18 protein-coding genes are annotated in these 17672 nt (G+C 74.2%); 7 read left to right on the forward strand and 11 right to left on the reverse strand.

Annotation, left to right across the window (positions count from 1 at the left end):
• The 4 genes from IE321_RS36275 to IE321_RS36290 form a co-directional block, all read right to left on the reverse strand.
• On the reverse strand, positions 1 to 497 hold a 497-nt coding region (locus tag IE321_RS36275), incomplete at its 3' end, for a reverse transcriptase-like protein (protein WP_190226044.1).
• Entirely contained in the window at positions 497 to 1240 is a 744-nt protein-coding gene (locus IE321_RS36280; protein ID WP_190226055.1) for a zinc ribbon domain-containing protein, read from the reverse strand. The genes IE321_RS36280 and IE321_RS36275, both read right to left, overlap by 1 nt.
• Entirely contained in the window at positions 1237 to 2055 is an 819-nt protein-coding gene (locus IE321_RS36285) for a Nif3-like dinuclear metal center hexameric protein (RefSeq protein ID WP_043230587.1), read from the reverse strand. Before IE321_RS36285 ends, IE321_RS36280 begins: the two co-directional genes overlap by 4 nt.
• Before the next feature lie 76 nt (positions 2056 to 2131).
• A complete protein-coding gene (locus IE321_RS36290) occupies positions 2132 to 3163 on the reverse strand; it encodes an ABC transporter substrate-binding protein (protein ID WP_190226045.1) in 1032 nt (343 codons plus the stop codon).
• 240 nt (positions 3164 to 3403) lie between these two features.
• Here IE321_RS36290 and IE321_RS36295 point away from each other — a divergent pair, with 240 nt between their 5' ends.
• Positions 3404 to 4579, forward strand: coding sequence for a hypothetical protein (locus tag IE321_RS36295; RefSeq protein ID WP_190226046.1), 1176 nt, complete (start codon positions 3404 to 3406; stop codon positions 4577 to 4579).
• Between the two features lie 54 nt (positions 4580 to 4633).
• Positions 4634 to 4783 (forward strand): hypothetical protein, encoded by a 150-nt coding sequence (locus IE321_RS36300; RefSeq protein ID WP_190226047.1) that lies wholly within the window; start codon positions 4634 to 4636, stop codon positions 4781 to 4783.
• A gap of 143 nt (positions 4784 to 4926) precedes the next feature.
• On the opposite strand, the gene IE321_RS36305 is transcribed toward IE321_RS36300, so the two are convergent.
• From IE321_RS36305 to chsH3, 3 genes are read right to left on the reverse strand one after another with little or no spacing between them, the layout of a single operon-like run.
• The gene (locus tag IE321_RS36305) at positions 4927 to 5871 is read right to left on the reverse strand and encodes a 3-oxoacyl-ACP reductase (RefSeq protein WP_190226048.1); all 945 of its coding nucleotides are present in this window, start codon (positions 5869 to 5871) and stop codon (positions 4927 to 4929) included.
• 12 nt (positions 5872 to 5883) lie between these two features.
• Positions 5884 to 6960 carry a Zn-dependent alcohol dehydrogenase gene (locus IE321_RS36310; protein ID WP_043230577.1) on the reverse strand — a complete coding sequence of 359 codons (1077 nt, stop codon included), beginning with the start codon at positions 6958 to 6960 and terminating at the stop codon, positions 5884 to 5886.
• Between the two features lie 28 nt (positions 6961 to 6988).
• Positions 6989 to 7843: an enoyl-CoA hydratase ChsH3 gene (chsH3, locus tag IE321_RS36315; protein ID WP_190226049.1), complete on the reverse strand. Its 855-nt coding sequence runs from the start codon at positions 7841 to 7843 to the stop codon at positions 6989 to 6991.
• A gap of 294 nt (positions 7844 to 8137) precedes the next feature.
• On the opposite strand from chsH3, the gene IE321_RS36320 reads away from it, so the two are divergent.
• The 4 genes from IE321_RS36320 to IE321_RS36335 are packed head-to-tail and all read left to right on the forward strand — an operon-like array spanning position 8138 to position 11690.
• Positions 8138 to 9109, forward strand: coding sequence for an ABC transporter ATP-binding protein (locus IE321_RS36320; RefSeq protein WP_190226050.1), 972 nt, complete (start codon positions 8138 to 8140; stop codon positions 9107 to 9109).
• Entirely contained in the window at positions 9106 to 9846 is a 741-nt protein-coding gene (locus tag IE321_RS36325) for an ABC transporter permease (protein WP_190226051.1), read from the forward strand. Before IE321_RS36320 ends, IE321_RS36325 begins: the two co-directional genes overlap by 4 nt.
• Positions 9847 to 9864: 18 nt before the next feature.
• Positions 9865 to 11004 (forward strand): sensor histidine kinase, encoded by a 1140-nt coding sequence (locus IE321_RS36330; protein WP_190226052.1) that lies wholly within the window; start codon positions 9865 to 9867, stop codon positions 11002 to 11004.
• A gap of 53 nt (positions 11005 to 11057) precedes the next feature.
• Positions 11058 to 11690, forward strand: coding sequence for a response regulator transcription factor (locus IE321_RS36335; RefSeq protein ID WP_043230567.1), 633 nt, complete (start codon positions 11058 to 11060; stop codon positions 11688 to 11690).
• Here the strand turns inward: IE321_RS36335 and IE321_RS36340 are convergent.
• The 4 genes from IE321_RS36340 to IE321_RS36355 all read right to left on the reverse strand — a co-directional run bounded on the left by IE321_RS36340 (position 11687) and on the right by IE321_RS36355 (position 17401).
• The gene (locus IE321_RS36340; RefSeq protein WP_190226053.1) at positions 11687 to 13141 is read right to left on the reverse strand and encodes an MFS transporter; all 1455 of its coding nucleotides are present in this window, start codon (positions 13139 to 13141) and stop codon (positions 11687 to 11689) included. The two genes, IE321_RS36335 and IE321_RS36340, sit on opposite strands and share 4 nt — an antisense overlap.
• Before the next feature lie 40 nt (positions 13142 to 13181).
• Positions 13182 to 14393 (reverse strand): lipid-transfer protein, encoded by a 1212-nt coding sequence (locus tag IE321_RS36345; RefSeq protein ID WP_043230563.1) that lies wholly within the window; start codon positions 14391 to 14393, stop codon positions 13182 to 13184.
• Between the two features lie 11 nt (positions 14394 to 14404).
• Positions 14405 to 16591, reverse strand: coding sequence for an acyl-CoA dehydrogenase family protein (locus tag IE321_RS36350; protein WP_190226054.1), 2187 nt, complete (start codon positions 16589 to 16591; stop codon positions 14405 to 14407).
• 75 nt (positions 16592 to 16666) lie between these two features.
• Complete coding sequence (locus IE321_RS36355) at positions 16667 to 17401, reverse strand: GbsR/MarR family transcriptional regulator (protein WP_043230557.1); 735 nt, start codon at positions 17399 to 17401, stop codon at positions 16667 to 16669.
• A gap of 18 nt (positions 17402 to 17419) precedes the next feature.
• Between IE321_RS36355 and IE321_RS42500 the strand changes: the two genes are divergently transcribed.
• Positions 17420 to 17672 (forward strand): hypothetical protein (locus IE321_RS42500; protein ID WP_229916705.1); only part of this gene is annotated, 253 nt, incomplete at its 3' end.

Raw genomic sequence — 17672 nt, forward strand, 5'->3', positions numbered from 1 at the left:
CCCGCCGCCGCGTCGCCGGGCGGGACGGACGGGGGCGGGGTGGCGGCCGCGCGGGCGGCGGAGAGGTCGCGCGGGGTCCACTGCTCGCCGCGCTTGCCCGCGTCCATCGCCTCGTTGGCCAGGCGGTCGGCGTGCTTGTTGCGCTCGCGGGGGATCCACTCGTACCGGACGCGGTCCCGGGGGAAGGCGAGGGCCGCCTCCGCCGCCAGCGGCTTCATGTCCGGGTGCTTGATCTTCCAGCGCCCGGACATCTGCTCCACGACGAGCTTGGAGTCCATCCTGACCCGGACCGTGGCGTCGGGCGCCAGGTCCAGGGCGGCGCGGAGGCCCGCGATGAGGCCCTTGTACTCGGCGACGTTGTTCGTCGCGACGCCGATGTACTCGGCGGCCTCCGCGAGCGTCTCGCCCGTGGCCGGGTCGAGGACGACGGCACCGTAGCCGGCGGGCCCGGGATTGCCCCGGGAGCCGCCGTCCGCCTCGACCACGAGCTCGCGCATTACAGGCCGGACTCCGCCGTCCGGACCAGGATCCGGCGGCAGTTCTCGCAGCGCAGGACCGCGTCCTTCGCGGCGGACCGGACCTCGTTCAGCTCGGTGATGTTGAGCTCGATGTGGCAGCCCTCGCACTTGCGCTGGTAGAGGCGGGCCGCGCCGACGCCGCCCTGCTGCTCGCGGAGCTTGTCGTACAGCTTGAGGAGGTCCGCCGGGACGGTCCCGGCGACGACCTCGCGCTCCTTGACGACGGTGGCGGACTCCTCGTCGAGGCCGGCCTGCGCGGTGTCCCGGCGGGCGGTGGCGTCGTCGACCTTGGCCTGGACGGCCCCGGTGCGCTCGGTCAGCTCGGTGACGCGCTCCTGGGCGGACTCGCGGCGCTCCATGACCTCCAGGACGATCTCCTCCAGGTCTCCCTGGCGCTTGGCGAGCGAGGTGATCTCGCGCTGGAGGTTCTCCAGGTCCTTCGGGGAGGAGACGGCGCCGGAGTCGAGCCGCTGCTGGTCGCGGGCGGCGCGCTGGCGGACCTGGTCGACGTCCTGCTCGGCCTTGGTCTGCTCGCGGGCGCAGTCGCTCTCCTCGGTCTGCGCGGCGACGAGCAGGTCGCGCAGCTGGGTGAGGTCCTTGGTCAGCGCCTCGATCTCCGCGTGCTCCGGCAGCGCCTTGCGCTTGTGGGCGAGCTGCTGGAGGCGGACGTCCAGGGCCTGGACGTCGAGGAGGCGGATCTGGTCGGCGGGCGCGGCGTTCAGTTGGGGGCTCCAGGAGAGGTGTGGTGGGAGGACCAGGGGTCGGTGACCGTCTTCGAGACGTGGACGCGGAGGTCCCAGCCGTGACGGTCGGAGAGCGTGTCGAGCTGGGCGGCGGCCAGCTCGCACCAGGGCCACTCGGTGGCCCAGTGGGCGGCGTCGACGAGGCCCAGCGGGGAGCGCTGGGTGGCCTCGGAGACGGGGTGGTGGCGCAGGTCCGCGGTGAGGAAGGCGTCCACCCCGGCGGCGCGCACGGCGTCGAAGAGGCTGTCGCCGGAGCCGCCGCTGACGGCGACGCGGCGGACGGTCATGTCCGGGTCGCCGGCGACCCGGATGCCCTGCGCGGTCGCGGGCAGCCGCTTCGCGGCGCGGGCGGCGAAGGCGGCGAGGGTCTCGGGGTGGTCCAGCTCGCAGATCCGGCCGAGGTTGTTCTCGGGGACGAGCGGTCCGGTGACGCGCAGGTCGAGGGCGCCCGCCAGGGCGTCGGAGACGCCGGGGTCGGCGGTGTCCGCGTTGGTGTGGGCGACGTGCAGGGCGATGTCGTGCTTGATCAGCGTGTGCACGACGCGGCCCTTGAAGTGGCCGGCCGCGACCGTCGTCGTCCCCCGCAGGTAGAGGGGGTGGTGGGTGACGATCAGGTCGGCGCCGAGGGCGACGGCCTCGTCCGCGATCTCCCGCACGGGGTCGACGGCGAAGAGGACGCGGCGGATCTCCGCGTCGGGGTCGCCGCAGACGGTGCCGACGGCGTCCCACGACTCGGCCCGCTCGGGCGGCCAGAGGGCGTCGAGCTCGGCGATGACTTCAGACAGACGGGGCACGGAGGAAAGGCTACCTGTCCTCCGTGCCCCGCCGTCCTGGCCTGTGGACAAGTCCGCCGGCCGTGGTTCCGCGCGCCTACTTCACCAGGTCGGCGCGCAGGTCGTCGAGGACGCTGTTCGCCGCGGTGACGCCGAGGCCGAGGTACCAGGTCTCGTCCGGGACGTCCTTGGCCCGGCCGGCCTTGACGGCCTTGAGGTTCTTCCAGAGCGGGTTGCCCTGGGCGGCGTCCTTCTTGGTCGCCTTGGCGTCGCCGTAGACGCCGGTGAAGATCCAGTCGCCGTCGGCCTGGTCGATCTTCTCGGGGCTGATCTCGGCGGCCAGCTCGTCGATCTGCTGGTTCTTCGGGCGGGGCAGACCGGCGTCCTCCAGGATGGTGCCGATGAACGACGCCTTCGCGTAGAGGCGGATCTTGCCCGGGAGGTAGCGGACCATCGAGACGACCGGCTTGTTCGGGCCGACGTCCTCGCCCAGCTTCTTCGCCTTGGCCTCGTAGGCGGCGAGCTTCTCCTTCGCCTCGGCGGTCTTGTCGAGCGCGGCGGCGTTGAGGAGGTAGTTCTCCTTCCAGGTGAAGCCCGGGCGGATGGAGAAGACGGTCGGGGCGATCTTCGACAGCTCGTCGTACTTGTCGGCGGCGCGCAGCTGGCTGCCGAGGATGAGGTCGGGCTGGAGGTTGGCGATGGCCTCCAGGTTGAGGTTGTTGATGGTGCCGACGGACTTGGGGGCGCCGGCGTCCTTCGCGAGGTAGCCGGGGATGCCGTCGTCGCCCTCGGAGGGGGCGTAGCCGACGGGCTGGACGCCGAGGGAGACGACGTTGTCGAGCTCGCCGACGTCGAGGACGACGACCCGCTTCGGGGCGGCCTTGAGCTCGCTCTTGCCCATGGCGTGGGTGAGGGTGCGGGGGAACTGGCCGGGCGCGGCGTCGGTGCCCAGGGCGGCGGTCTTGGCGGCGGCGTCGCCGAAGTCCTTGCCGCCGGTGGCGACGTCCTTCTTCTTCGCCGTGTCCTCCTTCGTGGAGGCGTCGGACGAGTCGCCGCCTCCGCAGGCCGCGAGGGAGAGCGCGGCGGCGAGGGCGACGGCGGCGGCGGTGCCGCGGCGGCGGAAGGACATCGGGAGGGCTCCTCTTCGATGGCGGACGTCGAGGTGGGACGGCGGTACGGGGTTCCACGGCGGAGCCACAGGGTCCGCTTAGGTTCGCCTTACCTTACGTACCCCTGGCCCCGTCAGCACAACCGGCCCCCTCCGCTCAATCGAACCGACCCACCGCCACCCTTATGTGTGAAGTGAGCGGGGTCGTGTTGTTCGGCTGGAAGTGCGAAAACTAGCTTCGTGGCCGGAGGTGACGAGTCGATGACAGCGTGTGCCATCGAGACCACGGCCGAGGACGACGACCGCGAGGGGACGCCCGTCCGTCCCCCGGCGGGCTTCGCGATCACGGCGAACGGCGCGTACGCGGCGAGGCTCGCGGGTTCCGGGGACGCCCTGTACGCGGAGCGCTGGACCCTCGACGGCCCGGAGCCGTACGCCGTCCCGCTCCCCCTGGACCAGCCGGAGGAGGCGGACGCGCAGCTGCTGCCGCTCGCCGACGGCCGGGTCCTGGTGTGTCGCCGGGTGGACGGGCGGCGCCACACCTTCTCGCTGCTCTACCCGACGGGTCCCGGCACGGGCGAGCTGCGGCTCGGCTCGGTGGAGGCCCCCGGCCCCGGTCCCGTGGAGCTGCTGCCGCCGTCCCCGGACGGCATCTGCGCGTACGCGCGCCACGCGGGCCCGGAGTCCACCACGCTCTGGCTGGTGGCGGGCGGCGCCTTCGGCCCGGAGCGGGTCGCGGAGCTCCCCGGCCACTGCGCGGGCGGCGTCTGGCTGGACCGGACGGGCCGGATGCTGGCCCTGGACCGGCGGCTCGGCGACGGTCCGGTGAAGACGGTCGCGGTCGACCTGGAGCGGGGCGGCGAGGTGTCGCCGCTGCTCCAGATCACCGAGACGAGCGACGACCGGCTGCTGCTGGCGGACCCGGACAGCGGGCTGCTGCTGATCCGTTCGGACGCGCCGTCGCCGGGGCACGAGCGGCTCGGCTGGGGGGTGCTGGGGAGTCTGCTGCCGGTGCGGTTCCCGGACTGCCTGCGGCTGGACGACGCGGCGGTGACGCCCTTCGCGGTCCAGCCGGGGCAGGTGCTGATGCCGGAGAGCTGCGGGGTGGCGCTGCGGATCGACGCGGCGGCCGGCAGCTGGGTGGGGCTGTGGCGGCCCTCGGGGCGGCGGATGCACCAGGTGGCGGCGCCGCCCGGGTGGGTGGCCGGGGCCGGGGCGTGGTCGCCGGAGGGCCTCCTGCGGCTGCCGTGTTCGACTCGGGAGCTGCCCTGCGCGCTGGCCGGCCTCACGGTGCCGGAGGAGCCCGAGCCGCAGCCGGAGCCGGGACCGGTGCCGGGGCCCGAGGGGGAGGCCGTCGCCGGGGACGCGCCGCCGCGCGCCTGCCGGCCGGTGCCGCTCCAGCAGGCGCCCCTGACGGACCGTAAACCCGCTGGTTAGACTCACCGCCGCACCACAGCACAGCACGAGCAAGTCAACGGGGTGAGTACGACCATGACGGACGACAGCACGGAGGCGGCGCAGGAGTCGCAGCAGCGGGAGGCGCGGGACCCGGGGGCCGGACGGCACCGGGGTTCGGCCGCGCCGGTGGAGGAGTCCTCCACCGCCCCGCACGGCCGGCACCGGCGCGAGGGCGACGGCTAGACCGACCGGCACCACCCGCGCGGGGCGGGCGGCGGCGAGACCGGTCGGCGCCGCGGTCGGCGCCGCGCGCGCGGGGCGAAGGGCCCCGAGGGAGCGATCCCCCGGGGCCCTTCGCCCTCCCCACCACCCCTGCGGCCGGCGGCTCAGCCCTTCTTCAGGCCCAGCACCTCGGAGGCCGCGAAGGTCTCGCCCGGCGGGCGCTCGGCGAAGTACGGGGTGAGCAGCCCGTCCAGTTCCTCGAAGCCGAAGACTTCCTTGGCGGTGTCGAACTTGGCCGCCACCCGGGGCCGTTCGACGACGGCGACCATCCCGCCGTGGACCACGAGCAGCTGCCCGTTGATTCCGGCGGCGGCCGGGGAGGCGAGGTAGCCGACGAGCGGCGCCACGTGCTCGGGCGACAGCGGGTCGAGCTCGTCCTCGGCGGCCGGTTCGGCGAAGCCGGCGAAGACGTCCTCCGTCATGCGGGTGCGGGCGCGCGGGCAGATGGCGTTGGCGGTCACGCCGTAGCGGGCGAGGGCGAGCGCCGACGAGGTGGTCAGGCCGACGATCCCGCCCTTGGCGGCGGCGTAGTTGGGCTGTCCGGCGGAGCCGGCCAGGAACGCCTCGGAGGAGGTGTTGACGATCCGGCCGTAGACGCCGCTCTCCCCCGCCTTGGACCGTCCGCGCCAGTGCACGGCCGCGAAGTGGGTGGTGTTGAAGTGGCCCTTGAGGTGGACGCGGACGACCGAGTCCCACTCGTCCTCGCTCATCGAGAAGACCATCCGGTCGCGCAGGATGCCCGCGTTGTTGACCAGGATGTCGAGCTTGCCGAACTCGGCGACGGCCAGGTCGACCAGGCCGCGCGCGGTCTCGAAGTCGGAGACGTCGCCGAGGTGGGCGACCGCCCGGCCGCCGGCCGCGGTGATCTCGGCGGCCACCTCCTCGGCGGGGGTGGCCGACGCCTCCCCGGAGCCGTCCCGGCCCGGCTGCCCGTAGTCGTTGACGACGACGGCGGCGCCGAGCCGGGCCAGTTCGAGCGCCTCGGCGCGGCCGAGCCCGCGCCCGGCGCCGGTGACGATCGCGCTGAGCCCCTCAAGAGGCAGTGACATGACGGGGTCCTCTCAGATCTCGATGCAGGTACGCAGGGAGGCGCCGGTCCGCATCTGCTCCAGGGCCTCGTTGATGTTCGCCAGCGGGACCCGGTGGGTGATGAGCGACTCCAGGTCGATGCGGCCGGCCCGCCAGAGCGCGATGGCCCGCTCGTACGACCGCAGGACGTCCCCGCCGCCGTACATGGAGGGCAGGATCCGCTTCTCGTCGAAGAACAGCTCGAACATGTTGAGCTGGAGGTTGTCGTCCATGGCGCCGGCGCCGACGACGCAGAGGGTGCCGCCGCGGCGGGTGGTCTCGTAGGCGGTGCGCGCGGTGGCGGACTTGCCGACGACCTCGAAGACGTAGTCGAAGCCCTCGCCGGCGGTGATCCGCTGCTTGGCGTCGGCCAGGGCCTCGGGGGCGACGGCCTCGGTGGCGCCGAAGCGGAGGGCGGCCTCGCGGCGGGACTCGACGGGGTCGACGGCGACGATCTGGGCGGCGCCCTGGAGCCGGGCGCCCTGGATGGCGGAGATGCCGACGCCGCCGCAGCCGATGACGGCGACCGAGGAACCCGCCTCGACCTTGGCGGTGTTGATGGCGGCGCCAAGGCCGGTGGTCACGCCGCAGCCGATGAGGGCGGCGATGTCGAAGGGCACGTCGTCCGGGATGGGGACGGCGCAGCCGGCGTCGACGACGACCTCCTCGGTGAAGGTGCCGGTGCCGGCGAAGCCGAAGACGTCGCCGCCGGGGCGTTTGAAGTTGGGGGTGCCGGCGTTCATGAAGCCGGCGAGACAGAGCTGGGTCTGGCCGCGCCTGCAGGCGGCGCAGCTGCCGCAGGCGGGCAGCCAGCAGAGCAGGACCCGCTGCCCGGGGGTCAGTCCGGTGACTCCGTCGCCGACGTCGAGGATCTCGCCGGCGCCCTCGTGGCCGGGGATGAAGGGCGCGGGCTGCGGCAGGACGCCGCTCATGGCGGAGACGTCCGAGTGGCACAGGCCGGTGGCCCGTACCCGGATCCGCACCCTGCCCGGGCCGAAGCCCACCGCCTCGACGTCGTCGAGGACTTCCAGTTTGTCCTGGCCGATCTCGTGCAGTACGGCTGCGCGCATGGTGCGGCTCCCTCCGGGACGGGGCGGTCTACGAGTGTTCGACGACGGTGTCGGCGAGGACCGGGGCGTCGTCGCGCTCCACGGCCGTCACCGCGACCTGGACGCGGCCGTCCCCGGCCCACATCCGGATGCGCAGGGTCTCGCCGGGGAAGACGATCCCGGCGAAGCGGGTGCGGTAGGCGCGGACCCGGGTGACGTCGCCGCCGAGCACCGTGTCCACCACCGCCTTGAGGGTCATGCCGTACGAGCAGAGGCCGTGCAGGATCGGGCGGTCGAAGCCGGCCAGCGCGGCGAACTCGGGGTCGGCGTGGAGCGGGTTCCAGTCGCCGGAGAGGCGGTAGAGCAGGGCCTGTTCCTCGCGGATCGGGCGCTCGACGGTCTTGTCGGGCTCGCGGCCGGGGAGTTCCAGGCGCTCGGAGGGGCCGCGGTCGCCGCCCCAGCCGCCCTCGCCGCGGACGAAGATCTGGGCGTCGGAGGTCCACAGCGGGCCCTCGTCGTCGGCGGCCTCGGAGCGGAGCACGAGGATCGCGGCCTTGCCCTTGTCGTAGACGGCGGCGACGCGGGAGGTGGAGACGGCGCGGCCGCCGGTGGGCAGCGGGCGGTGGAGGGTGACCGACTGGCCGCCGTGGAGGACGGCGGCGAGGTCGATGTCGATGCCGGGGGCGGACAGTCCGCCGACGACCCCCATGCCGGCGCCGGCGACGGTGGCGAAGCTGGGCAGCACGTGGAGCCGGGATTCGAGGGTGTAGCGCAGCTCGGCCGGGTCGGTGGCGGGGGTGCCCGCGCCGAGTCCGAGGTGGTAGAGCTGGACGTCCTTGTGGTCCCAGGCGATCTCGGCGCTGCGGGGTTCGGCGGCGAGGGCCTTGGCGGGGTCAATGGGCATCGACTTGCTGCTCCTTGGAGGTCCTTGGAGTGGAAGACCTCGGCGCGACCGTCCGCACCGTCGGTCACGCCGAGGCCGTGCGGGAACCGTTCCGTACGCGCCGATATAGAACGCGTTCCAGTTCGGTGTCCCCCATGTATAGCGGAGGGGCGGGGCGTTGGGAACCCTCGTACGCCACACTGCTGACGGTACGTCAGTTCAGTGGAAGTGCGCTGCCACCCAGGACATTTGTCACCGTCGGATCGGTACGCCGCGGCCTGCCGGGGCGGGCCCCGCGCTCCGTACCTTCGGAGCATGACGAAGGAACCCGCGGCCGTCCTCGCGACGGTCACCAAGACGTACGGCCCGGTCCGCGCGGCCGACGGCCTGGACCTCACGGTCCGCCGCGGCGAGACGGTGGCCCTGCTGGGGCGCAACGGCGCGGGGAAGTCGACCGCGATCAACCTGCTCCTCGGCCTCGACACCCCCGACAGCGGCCGGGTCGCGCTCTTCGGCGGGGAGCCGGACCGGGCCGTCGCCGCGGGCCGGGTCGGGGCGATGCTCCAGGAGGGCCGGCCGGTCCCCCGCGTCACCGTCCGCGAGCTGGTCGGCTTCGTCGCCTCCACCTACCCGGCGCCGATGCCGGTCGCCGACGCCCTCTCCCTCGCCGGGCTCACCGCCCTCGCCGACCGCCGGGTGGACCGCCTCTCCGGCGGCCAGGCCCAGCGGGTCCGGTTCGCCGTCGCGCTGGCCGGCCATCCGGAGCTGATCGTCCTGGACGAGCCGACCTCCGCCCTCGACGTCGAGGCGCGCGGCGAGTTCTGGGCGGCGATGCGGGGCTACGCCCGGCGGGGCAACACGGTCCTGTTCTCCACCCACTATCTGGAGGAGGCCGACTCCTTCGCCGACCGGATCGTCGTCGTCGACGCCGGCCGGATCGTCGCCGACGGCACGGCCGAGGAGCTGAAGCGGTCGGCCGGCGGGGCGCTCGTCGCCGTCGACCTGGACGGCGCCCCGGCGGCCTTCCTGGCCGGACTGCCCGGGGTGACCGAGGTGGAGGTCCGCGGCGACCGCGCCCGGCTCCGCACCGACGACTCCGACGCGACCGTACGGGCGCTGGCCGCGCGGGACGCGATCCGGGGCCTGGAGGTCGCCCCGCTCACCCTGAACGACGCCTTCCTCGCCCTCACCCGGGGCCGCGACGACCGCCGGGCGCGGGACACCGGGCAGGGCACCACGCAGGACGCCGCGCGCGCCACCGCACCGAACCGGGAGCCGATCCGATGAGCACCGCACTCTCCACCACGACCGCGTACGCCCGCCTGGAGATCCGCCGCACCCTGCGCGACCAGGGGTTCGTCATCTCCACCCTCGGCGTCCCCGTGATGATGTACCTGCTCTTCACCAACCTCGGCGGGCAGAACGACCCCGCCTACCGGACGGCCGCCATGGTGGGCATGGCCGCGTACGGCGCGCTCGGCGCCGCCCTCTCGCTCGGCGGCGGCGTCGCCGAGGACAAGTCCAACGGCTGGCTGCGGCAGCTGCGGATCACCCCGATGACCCCGCGCCGGGTGGTCACCGGGCGGGCCCTGACCGGCGCGGTGGTGGTGCTGCCGTCGATCGGGGCGGTGCTGCTGGCCGGCGGCCTGGTCAACGGCGTGCGGATGCCGGTGCTCCAGTGGGTGGCGGTGGCGCTCGCGCTGTGGCTGGGCTCGCTGCCCTTCACCCTGCTCGGCCTGGGCAACGGCTACCGGCTCACGCCGCAGGCGACCGGCGCGGTGAACGTGGCGTGCAACCTCGGGCTCGCCGTCGTCGGCGGCCTGTGGTTCCCGGTGGAGCTCTTCCCGGACTGGCTGGCCTCCGTCGCCTCCTGGACCCCGACGTACCGCTTCGCCGAGGCGGCCCGGGCACTCGCCGAGGGACGGGTGCCGGGCACGACGGCCATGGTGCTGCTCGCCGGCTGGGCGGCCCTCTTCGGAACGTACGCGGCGGTCTCGTACCGTCGTTCCGCACGGACGATCTGACAACGGGGGGCGGTCGGGATGAGGTTCGGACGGCGCCGGGAGTGCGGCCCCGGGGAGGAACGGGGGCCGAACGGCCTGAGCCTGCTGCCGTGGACGTTCATGTGCCTCGGCGCGCTCTCCCACCTGATCAGCGGCGAGGCGGCCAACCCGTGGCTGGGCGCGCTCGGCCTGCTGGTCTTCAACACCCTCTACATCGCGGTCGTCTTCCGCGCCCTCGCCCCCTCGCACCGCGACACCCCGGTCACCTGGGCGCTGCTCGGCGCGCTCGCCGCGGTCACCTTCGCCCTGGCGGTCGGCTACGGCCGGGAGTGGCTGCTGCTCTTCCCGCTCCTCGGCCTGGCGGTGGGCGCGGTGACCCGGGGCAGGCGGCGGCTGCGGTTCCTCGCCCTGCCGCTGGTCGCGGCGGTCGGGGGCGTCACCTTCTGGCGGGACGGCTGGGACTCGGCGGGGATCGTGTACGGCACCTTCGTCTCGATCATGGTGACGACGGCGATCCTCGCGCTGAACGACACGGTGCGGGAGCTGCGGGCGACCCGCGAGGAGCTGGCGCGGGCGGCGGTGGAGAAGGAGCGGCTGCGCTTCTCACGCGACCTGCACGACCTGCTCGGCCACACCCTGTCGGTGATCGTGGTGAAGTCGGAGGCGGCCAGGCGGCTCGCGCCGCACGACCTGGACGGGGCGCTCGGGCAGATCACGGACATCGAGGCGGTGGGCCGGCAGGCGCTCACCGAGATCCGGGAGGCGGTGACCGGCTACCGCGAGGGCAGTCTGGGCACCGAGCTGGACCGGGCGCGCGACGCGCTCGCCTCGGCGGACGTGGAACCGGTGGTGCGCCGCTCGGGTCCGCCGCTGGAGCCGGCGGCGGAGGCGCTGCTCGGCTGGGTGGTGCGGGAGGCGGCGACGAACGTGGTCCGGCACGCGGCGGCCACGCGCTGCGAGATCGTCGTGGCGAGCGCCCCGGAGCGGGTCCGCCTGACCGTCACCGACAACGGCCGGGGCGCCGCGTCGGGCCCCTCCGGCAGCGGCCTGCGCGGCCTGGCCGAACGGCTCGCGGCGGCGGGCGGCACCCTCACGACGGCCCGGCCCCCGGGCGGCGGCTTCCGCCTGACGGCGGAGCTGCCGGCGGCGCGCGGGGCGGACGCTCCGGGCGTCCGGTGACGTCCGCCCCGCGCGCGCGGGCCGTCCGGCCTACGCTTTCGGGTGTGAACGAGATGCCGCGGGACCACCGGCCGGTCAAGTCCATCCGGGTGCTGCTCGCCGAGGACCAGGGGATGATGCGCGGGGCGCTCGCGCTGCTGCTGGGCATGGAGCCGGACATCGAGGTCGTCGCCCAGGTCGGGCGGGGCGACGAGATCGTGGAGCGGGCGCTGGTGGCGCGGCCGGACGTGGCGCTGCTCGACATCGAGCTGCCGGGCCGGTCGGGGCTCGACGCGGCGGCGGAGCTGCGGGACGAGGTGCCGGACTGCCGGGTGCTGATCCTGACGACCTTCGGGCGGCCGGGGTACCTGCGGCGGGCGATGGAGGCGGGGGCGGCCGGGTTCCTGGTGAAGGACGGGCCGGTGGAGGAGCTGGCGGAGGCGGTCCGGACGGTGCTGCGCGGCGAGACCGTGATCGATCCGGCGCTCGCCGCCGCCGCGCTCGGCGCGGGCCCGAACCCGCTGACGGCCCGTGAGCGCGAGGCCCTGTCGGCGGCGGTGGACGGCGCGACGATCGCCGACATCGCGGGCCGGCTGCGCCTGTCGGAGTCGACGGTACGGAACTACCTGTCGTCGGCGATCGGGAAGACCGGCACCCGCAACCGGCTGGAGGCGGCCCGCGCCGCCCGGCAGCAGGGCTGGCTCTAACCCTTGCGAGCCGGGCGCGGCAGCCAGAGGGTCATCAGGACGGCCGCGAAGAGGAGGACTCCGGTGGAGACGCGGAAGGCCATGGCGTAGCCGGGGACCAGGTACGAGGGGTCCGGTTCGCCGAGGGAGACGAACGAGGGGGTGGCGGAGGCCGCCACCGTCGTCAGGGTGGCGAGGCCGAGGGCGCCGCCCATGGTGCGGGAGGTGTTGACGAGGCCGGAGACGAGGCCCGCGTCGCCGGGGGCGGCTCCGGAGGTGGCGAGGGTGGCCAGCGGGGTGGTGGCGAGGCCGATGCCGCCCATCATGAGGATGCCGGGGCCGAGGATCGTGGTGAGGAAGGTCCCGTCGGCGGTCATCGTGGACTGCCAGGCGAAGCCCGCGGCGGCGACGAGGATGCCGGTGACGGCGAGGGCGCGGGCGCCGGTGACGGCCATCAGGCGGGGCGCGGTCTTGGAGCCGACGAGGACGGCGAGCGAGCTGGGGACGAGCGCGAGTCCGGCCTGGAGCGGGGTGTAGCCGAGGACGTTCTGGGCGTAGACCGTCATGAAGAACCACATGGCGAAGGAGCTGGAGCCGCACAGCATGATCCCGGCGTTGGCGGCGGAGACGGCCCGGTTGCGGAAGATGCCGAGCGGGACGAGGGGTTCCTTCGCGCGCTTCTCGACGACGGTGAAGACGGCGAGGAGCGCGAGGCCGCCGAGGAGCGGCAGGAGGGTCGCGGCGGAGGTCCAGCCGGACATCTCGGTCTGCACGATGCCGTACGCGAGGGTGGCGAGGCCCGCGGTGACGAGGACGGCGCCGGGCAGGTCGAGGCGGCGGCCGGTGGTGGCGCGGCCCTCGCGGAGGCCGAACGCGGCGGCGGCGAGGAGGGCGATGCCGAGGGGGACGTTGACGAGGAGGACCCAGCGCCAGTTCAGCAGGTCGACGAGGAGGCCGCCGCCGAAGCCGCCCGCCTCGCCGCCGGCCGCGCCGACGGCCGTCCAGGTGGCGATGGCCCGGGTGCGGGCGGCGCCGGCGGGGACGGCGGAGGTGACGAGGGTGAGGGTGGCCGGGGAGAGGGCCGCCGCGCCGAGGCCCTGCGCGGCCCGGGCGCCGATGAGGTAGGCGCCCTCGGGGGCGATGCCGCCGACGACCGAGGCGGCGGTGAAGAGCCCGAGGCCCGCCAGGAACATGGTCTTGCGCCCGTACAGGTCGGCCGCCCTGCCGCCGAGCAGCATGAAGCCGGCGAAGGCGATCGAGTAGGCGTTGAGCACCCACTGGAGGCCGAGGGTGCCGAGGCCGAGGTCGGCCTTCATGGACGGCAGGGCCACGTTCATGACCGACACGTCGAGGACGACGAGGAACTGCCCGGCGCAGGCGACGAGGACGACGAGCCAGGGGCGGGGCGCGGGTATGGAGGGGCGGGTCGAGGTGGATCCGGTGGCGGAGTCGGTCTGCGGCATGGCTGTCATGGTCGCAGACCGGCTCCGCCCCGTACATGAGGAAAGAGTCCTACGCCTCGCGGCCGGGCTCCTGCGACCTGCGCAGGAGGGTGACGACGGCCGCGCCGCCGAGGCCGATGTTGTGGGCGAGGCCGACGCGGGCACCGGTGACCTGCCGGCCGGCGGCCTCGCCGCGGAGCTGCCAGACCAGTTCGGCGGCCTGGGCGAGGCCGGTGGCGCCGAGGGGGTGGCCCTTGGAGATGAGCCCGCCGGAGGGGTTGACGACCCACCGGCCGCCGTAGGTGGTGGCACCGGACTCGACGAGCTTGCCGGAGGCGCCCTCCTCGCACATGCCGAGGGCCTCGTAGGTGAGGAGTTCGTTGACGGAGAAGCAGTCGTGCAGCTCGATGACGTCGACGTCCTCGATGCCGAGGCCGGAGCTCTCGTAGACCTTGCGGGCGGCCTCCCTCGACATGGGGCGGCCGACGGCGTCGACGCAGGAGCCGGAGGCGAAGGACTCGCCGGTGTCGGTGGTCATGGCCTGGGCGGCGATCTCGACGGCCCGTCCCTCCAGGCCGTGCTCGGCGACGAAGCGTTCGGAGACGACGAGGGCGGCGGCGGCGCCGTCGGAGGTGGGTGAGCACTGGAGCTTGGTGAGGGGGTGGTGGACGGTCCTGGCGGCGAGGATCTCGTCGACCGTGTAGACGTCCTGGAACTGGGCGTTGGGGTTGCGGGAGGAGTGGAGGTGGTTCTTGGCGGCGACGGCGGCGAGCTGTGCCTCGGTGGTGCCGTACCGCTCCATGTGCTCGCGGGCGGCGTTGCCGAAGATCTGGGCGGTGGGCGGGGAGGCCTCGAAGCCGTGGCGGGCGGCCATGATGCCGTAGTGGCGGGCGACGGGCGAGGTCTTGAAGTCCCCGGCGCCGGATCCGCCGCCGAGGGCGCCCTTGCTCATCTTCTCGAAGCCGAGGGCGAGGACGCAGTCGGCGATGCCGCCCTCGACGAACTGGCGGGCGGTCATGAGGGCGGTGGAGCCGGTGGCGCAGTTGTTGTTGAGGTTGTAGACGGGCAGGCCGGTGAGGCCGAGTTCGTAGACGGCCCGCTGGCCGGCGGTGGACGCCTGGAAGCAGTAGCCGACGGCGGCCTGCTCGACCTTCCGGTACGGGATCCCGGCGTCGGCGAGGGCGGCGGTGCCGGCCTCGCGGGCCATGTCCCAGTACTGCCAGTCGCGGGTCTCGGGCTTCTCGAACTTCGTCATGCCGACGCCGACGATGTACGACTTCATGGCGTGCCCTCTCAGTCCCTGGGGAGGCCGAGCAGCCGCTCGGCGACGACGTTGAGCTGTACCTGTGTGGTGCCGCCGGCGATGGTGAGGCAGCGGGACATGAGCACCCCGTGGACGGCCGCCGTGCCGGCTCCCTCGCGGACCGCGCCGGCGGGGCCGAGGAGTTCGAGGGCGAGTTCGGCGGTCTTCTGCTGGTGGAGCGTCTGGACGAGCTTGCGGACGCTGGCGCCCGCGCCGGGTTCGAGGCCGGACACCTGGAGGAGGGTGGTGCGCAGGCCGATGCAGGCGAGGGCGTGGGCCTCGGCGAGCAGGGCGCCGGTGCGGGCGCGGACGGAGCCGTCGGCCTCGGCGGACGCCTTGATGAGCGCTTCGAGGCCGGTGTCGAAGACGACCTGGTCGGCCATGTGGACGCGTTCGTTGCCGAGGGTGTTGCGGGCGACCCGCCAGCCGTCGTTCACCTCGCCGACGACGGCGTCGGCGGGGAGGACGGCGTCGTCGAACCAGACCTCGTTGAAGAGGGAGTCCCCGGTGATCTCCTTGAGGGGCCGGATGTCGATGCCGGGGGTGTTGCGCATGTCGACGAGGAAGTACGTGAGGCCCTGGTGCTTGGGGGCCGCGGGGTCGGTGCGGGCGAGCAGGATGCCGTGGTCGGCCCACTGGGCTGCGCTCGTCCACACCTTCTGGCCGGTGATCCGCCAGCTGCCGTCCTCGGCGCGTTCGGCGCGGGTGCGCAGGGACGCGAGGTCGGAGCCGGCGCCGGGCTCGGAGAAGAGCTGGCACCAGCGGCGCTCGCCCCGGAGGGTGGGCCCGAGGTGCTGTTCCTGCTGGGCGGGGCTGCCGTGGGCGAGGAGCGAGGGGACGACCCAGGTGGCGATGCCGAGTCCGGCGACGGTGATCCCGGCGTCGTCGAGTTCGCGCTGGACGGCGAGTTGCTGGAGCGGTCCGGCGCCGAGGCCGTACGGCTCCGGGAGGTGCGGGGCGGCGTAGCCGGTGGGGGCGAGGGCGCGGAGGGCGGCGGCGAGGGCGAGTCCGACGGCGAGGGCGACGGCCTCGCGGGCGGCGGCGCGGTAGGGCTCGGCGGCGGGCGGCAGGTCGAGGCGCAGCGCGCGGCGCAGGCCGGTGGCGGCGTGCCGGAGGGCGTCGAGCCGGAAGCGGTCGCCGGTGCCCAGGAGTTGGCGGGCGACGAGGGCGCGGCGGAGCAGGAGGTGGGCGTCGTGTTCCCAGGTGAAGCCGATGCCGCCGAGGATCTGGATGCAGTCCTTGGCGGCGGTGTGGGCGGCGTCGAGGGCGGTGGCGGCGGCGAGGGCGGCGACGAGGGGCCGGGCGGGGTCGTGGGTGGCGCGGGCGGCGTCCCAGGTGAGGGCGCGGGCCTGTTCGAGCCGGACGAGCATGTCGGCGCAGAGGTGTTTGACGCCCTGGAACTGTCCGATGGGCCGGCCGAACTGCTCGCGGGTGCGGGCGTGTTCGGCGGCGGTCTCGACGGCGCGGGCGGCGGTGCCGCAGGCGTCGGCGGCGAAGAGGACGGCGGCGAGGTCGTGGACGAGGCCGGTGTCGAGGGCGAGGGCGCGGCCGGCGGACACGGGGAGGGCGGCGGCGGTGACCTCGGCGGTGGGCCGGGTGGGGTCGGCGGAGGCGTGGGCGCGGACGGCGGGGCCGGGGCCCTCGGTGCCGTGCGCGTCGACGGCGAGCCAGACGGTGCCGTCGGCGGTGGCGGCCTGGAGGAGGAGCAGGTCGGCCTGGGCGGCGCCGAGGACGGGCGGCGCGGTGCCGTCGAGGAGGTAGCCGTCGTCGGTGCGCACGGCGGTGAGGGTGCCGGTGCCGCCGAGGGCGACGGCGCCGATCCTGCGGCCTTCGGCGAGGTCGGCGAGGAGCGTGCCGTGGGTCGCCGGGCCCGCGCGGTGGAGGAGTTCGGCGGCGAGGACGGAGGGGAGGTAGGGGCCGGGGAGGAGGGCCCGGGCGGTCTCCTCGACGACCACGGCGAGGTCGTCGAGGCCGCCGCCCCCGCCGCCGTGTTCCTCGGGCACGTGGATCCCGAGGAGGCCCTGCGCGGCGGCGCCGTCCCAGTGTCCGGGCCGGCCGGCGGGCGGCTCGGGCGCGTCGAGCCACCGCCGGAGTTCCTCGGGGGGTGCGGCGCGGGTGAGCCAGGCGCGGACGGACCGGGCGAGATCCCGCTGTTCGTGCGTGATGGCGATACCCATGGCGCGCAGAGTAGAACACGTTCCATTCTGACGGAAGGTCAGATACGGGTCGGGATGGGGGTTCGGACAGGGGGGTCAGTCGCCGTCCGGTACGGCCTCCGGCTCCGCGGGCTTCGACAGCAGGATCTCCCTGGCCTGTTCGGCGGCGCGCACGATCCCCTCGCTGACGAAGTCCATGAAGCGGGCGACGTTCTCCAGGCGGGCGGCGGCGGGGGTGCCGGGGCCGAGGACGGCGACGCCCTGGCGGGCGATCTCGACCATCTGCTCGTTGGCCTTGGCGGCGGCGATCATCGACTGGTACCAGAGCTCGTCGTCGACGATGTACCGCTCGCGGCGCCGGTCGTCGCGCTCGCGGCGGATGAGGCTCTGGCTCTCCAGGAAGGCGATGGCCTTGGAGATGGAGCCCGCGCTGACCTGGAGCCGCTCGCCGAGCTCGCCCGCGGTGAGGCTGCCCGCGTCGGTGGCGTAGAGGGCGGCGAGGACACGGGCCGTCATCCGGGGCAGACCGCCCTGCATGAAGACGGTGGCGAACGCCTCCTCGTAGTCGCGCACGGCCGCCGCGTCGCGCCCGTCGGCCCGCGCGGCCGGCGCGGTGTCGCCGCCGGGCCTGCGGCGGCGGGCGCGGCTCTCGGTGGCGCGGTGGGCCAGGTCGGGGCGGTAGGCCGTGGGGCCGCCGTTGCGCATCACCTCGCGCGTGACGGTGGAGGTGGGGCGTTCGAGGCGCCGGGCGATCTCCGCGTAGGCGAGCCCGTCGGCCAGCCCCAGCGCGATCTGCTGCCGTTCCTGCTGGGTGAGCCTGCCTCCCGGCATCGCGGATTCCCTTCGTCCGTGCGCCGTATCCGTGCGCGAGGGGGCCAGCATAGCGTTCACCGTTCCACCATTGCAACGTCAGCACATATGCCGTTGCATCAATTCTGGATTCATTGCAATGAAATTCCTGCCCTGATCTGCACAGATGCCATTCCAGTGCAACGAAGTCGTTGCCGAACCTTGGAAAGCAACGTAGCTTTTCTCATGTCGGAAACGCCGACGGAACGCACACCAGCAGGAGCAGTCATCATGCAGAAGTTCGCCACCACCG

Source organism: Streptomyces hydrogenans, from assembly GCF_014656075.1.
GTDB lineage: Bacteria > Actinomycetota > Actinomycetes > Streptomycetales > Streptomycetaceae > Streptomyces > Streptomyces hydrogenans.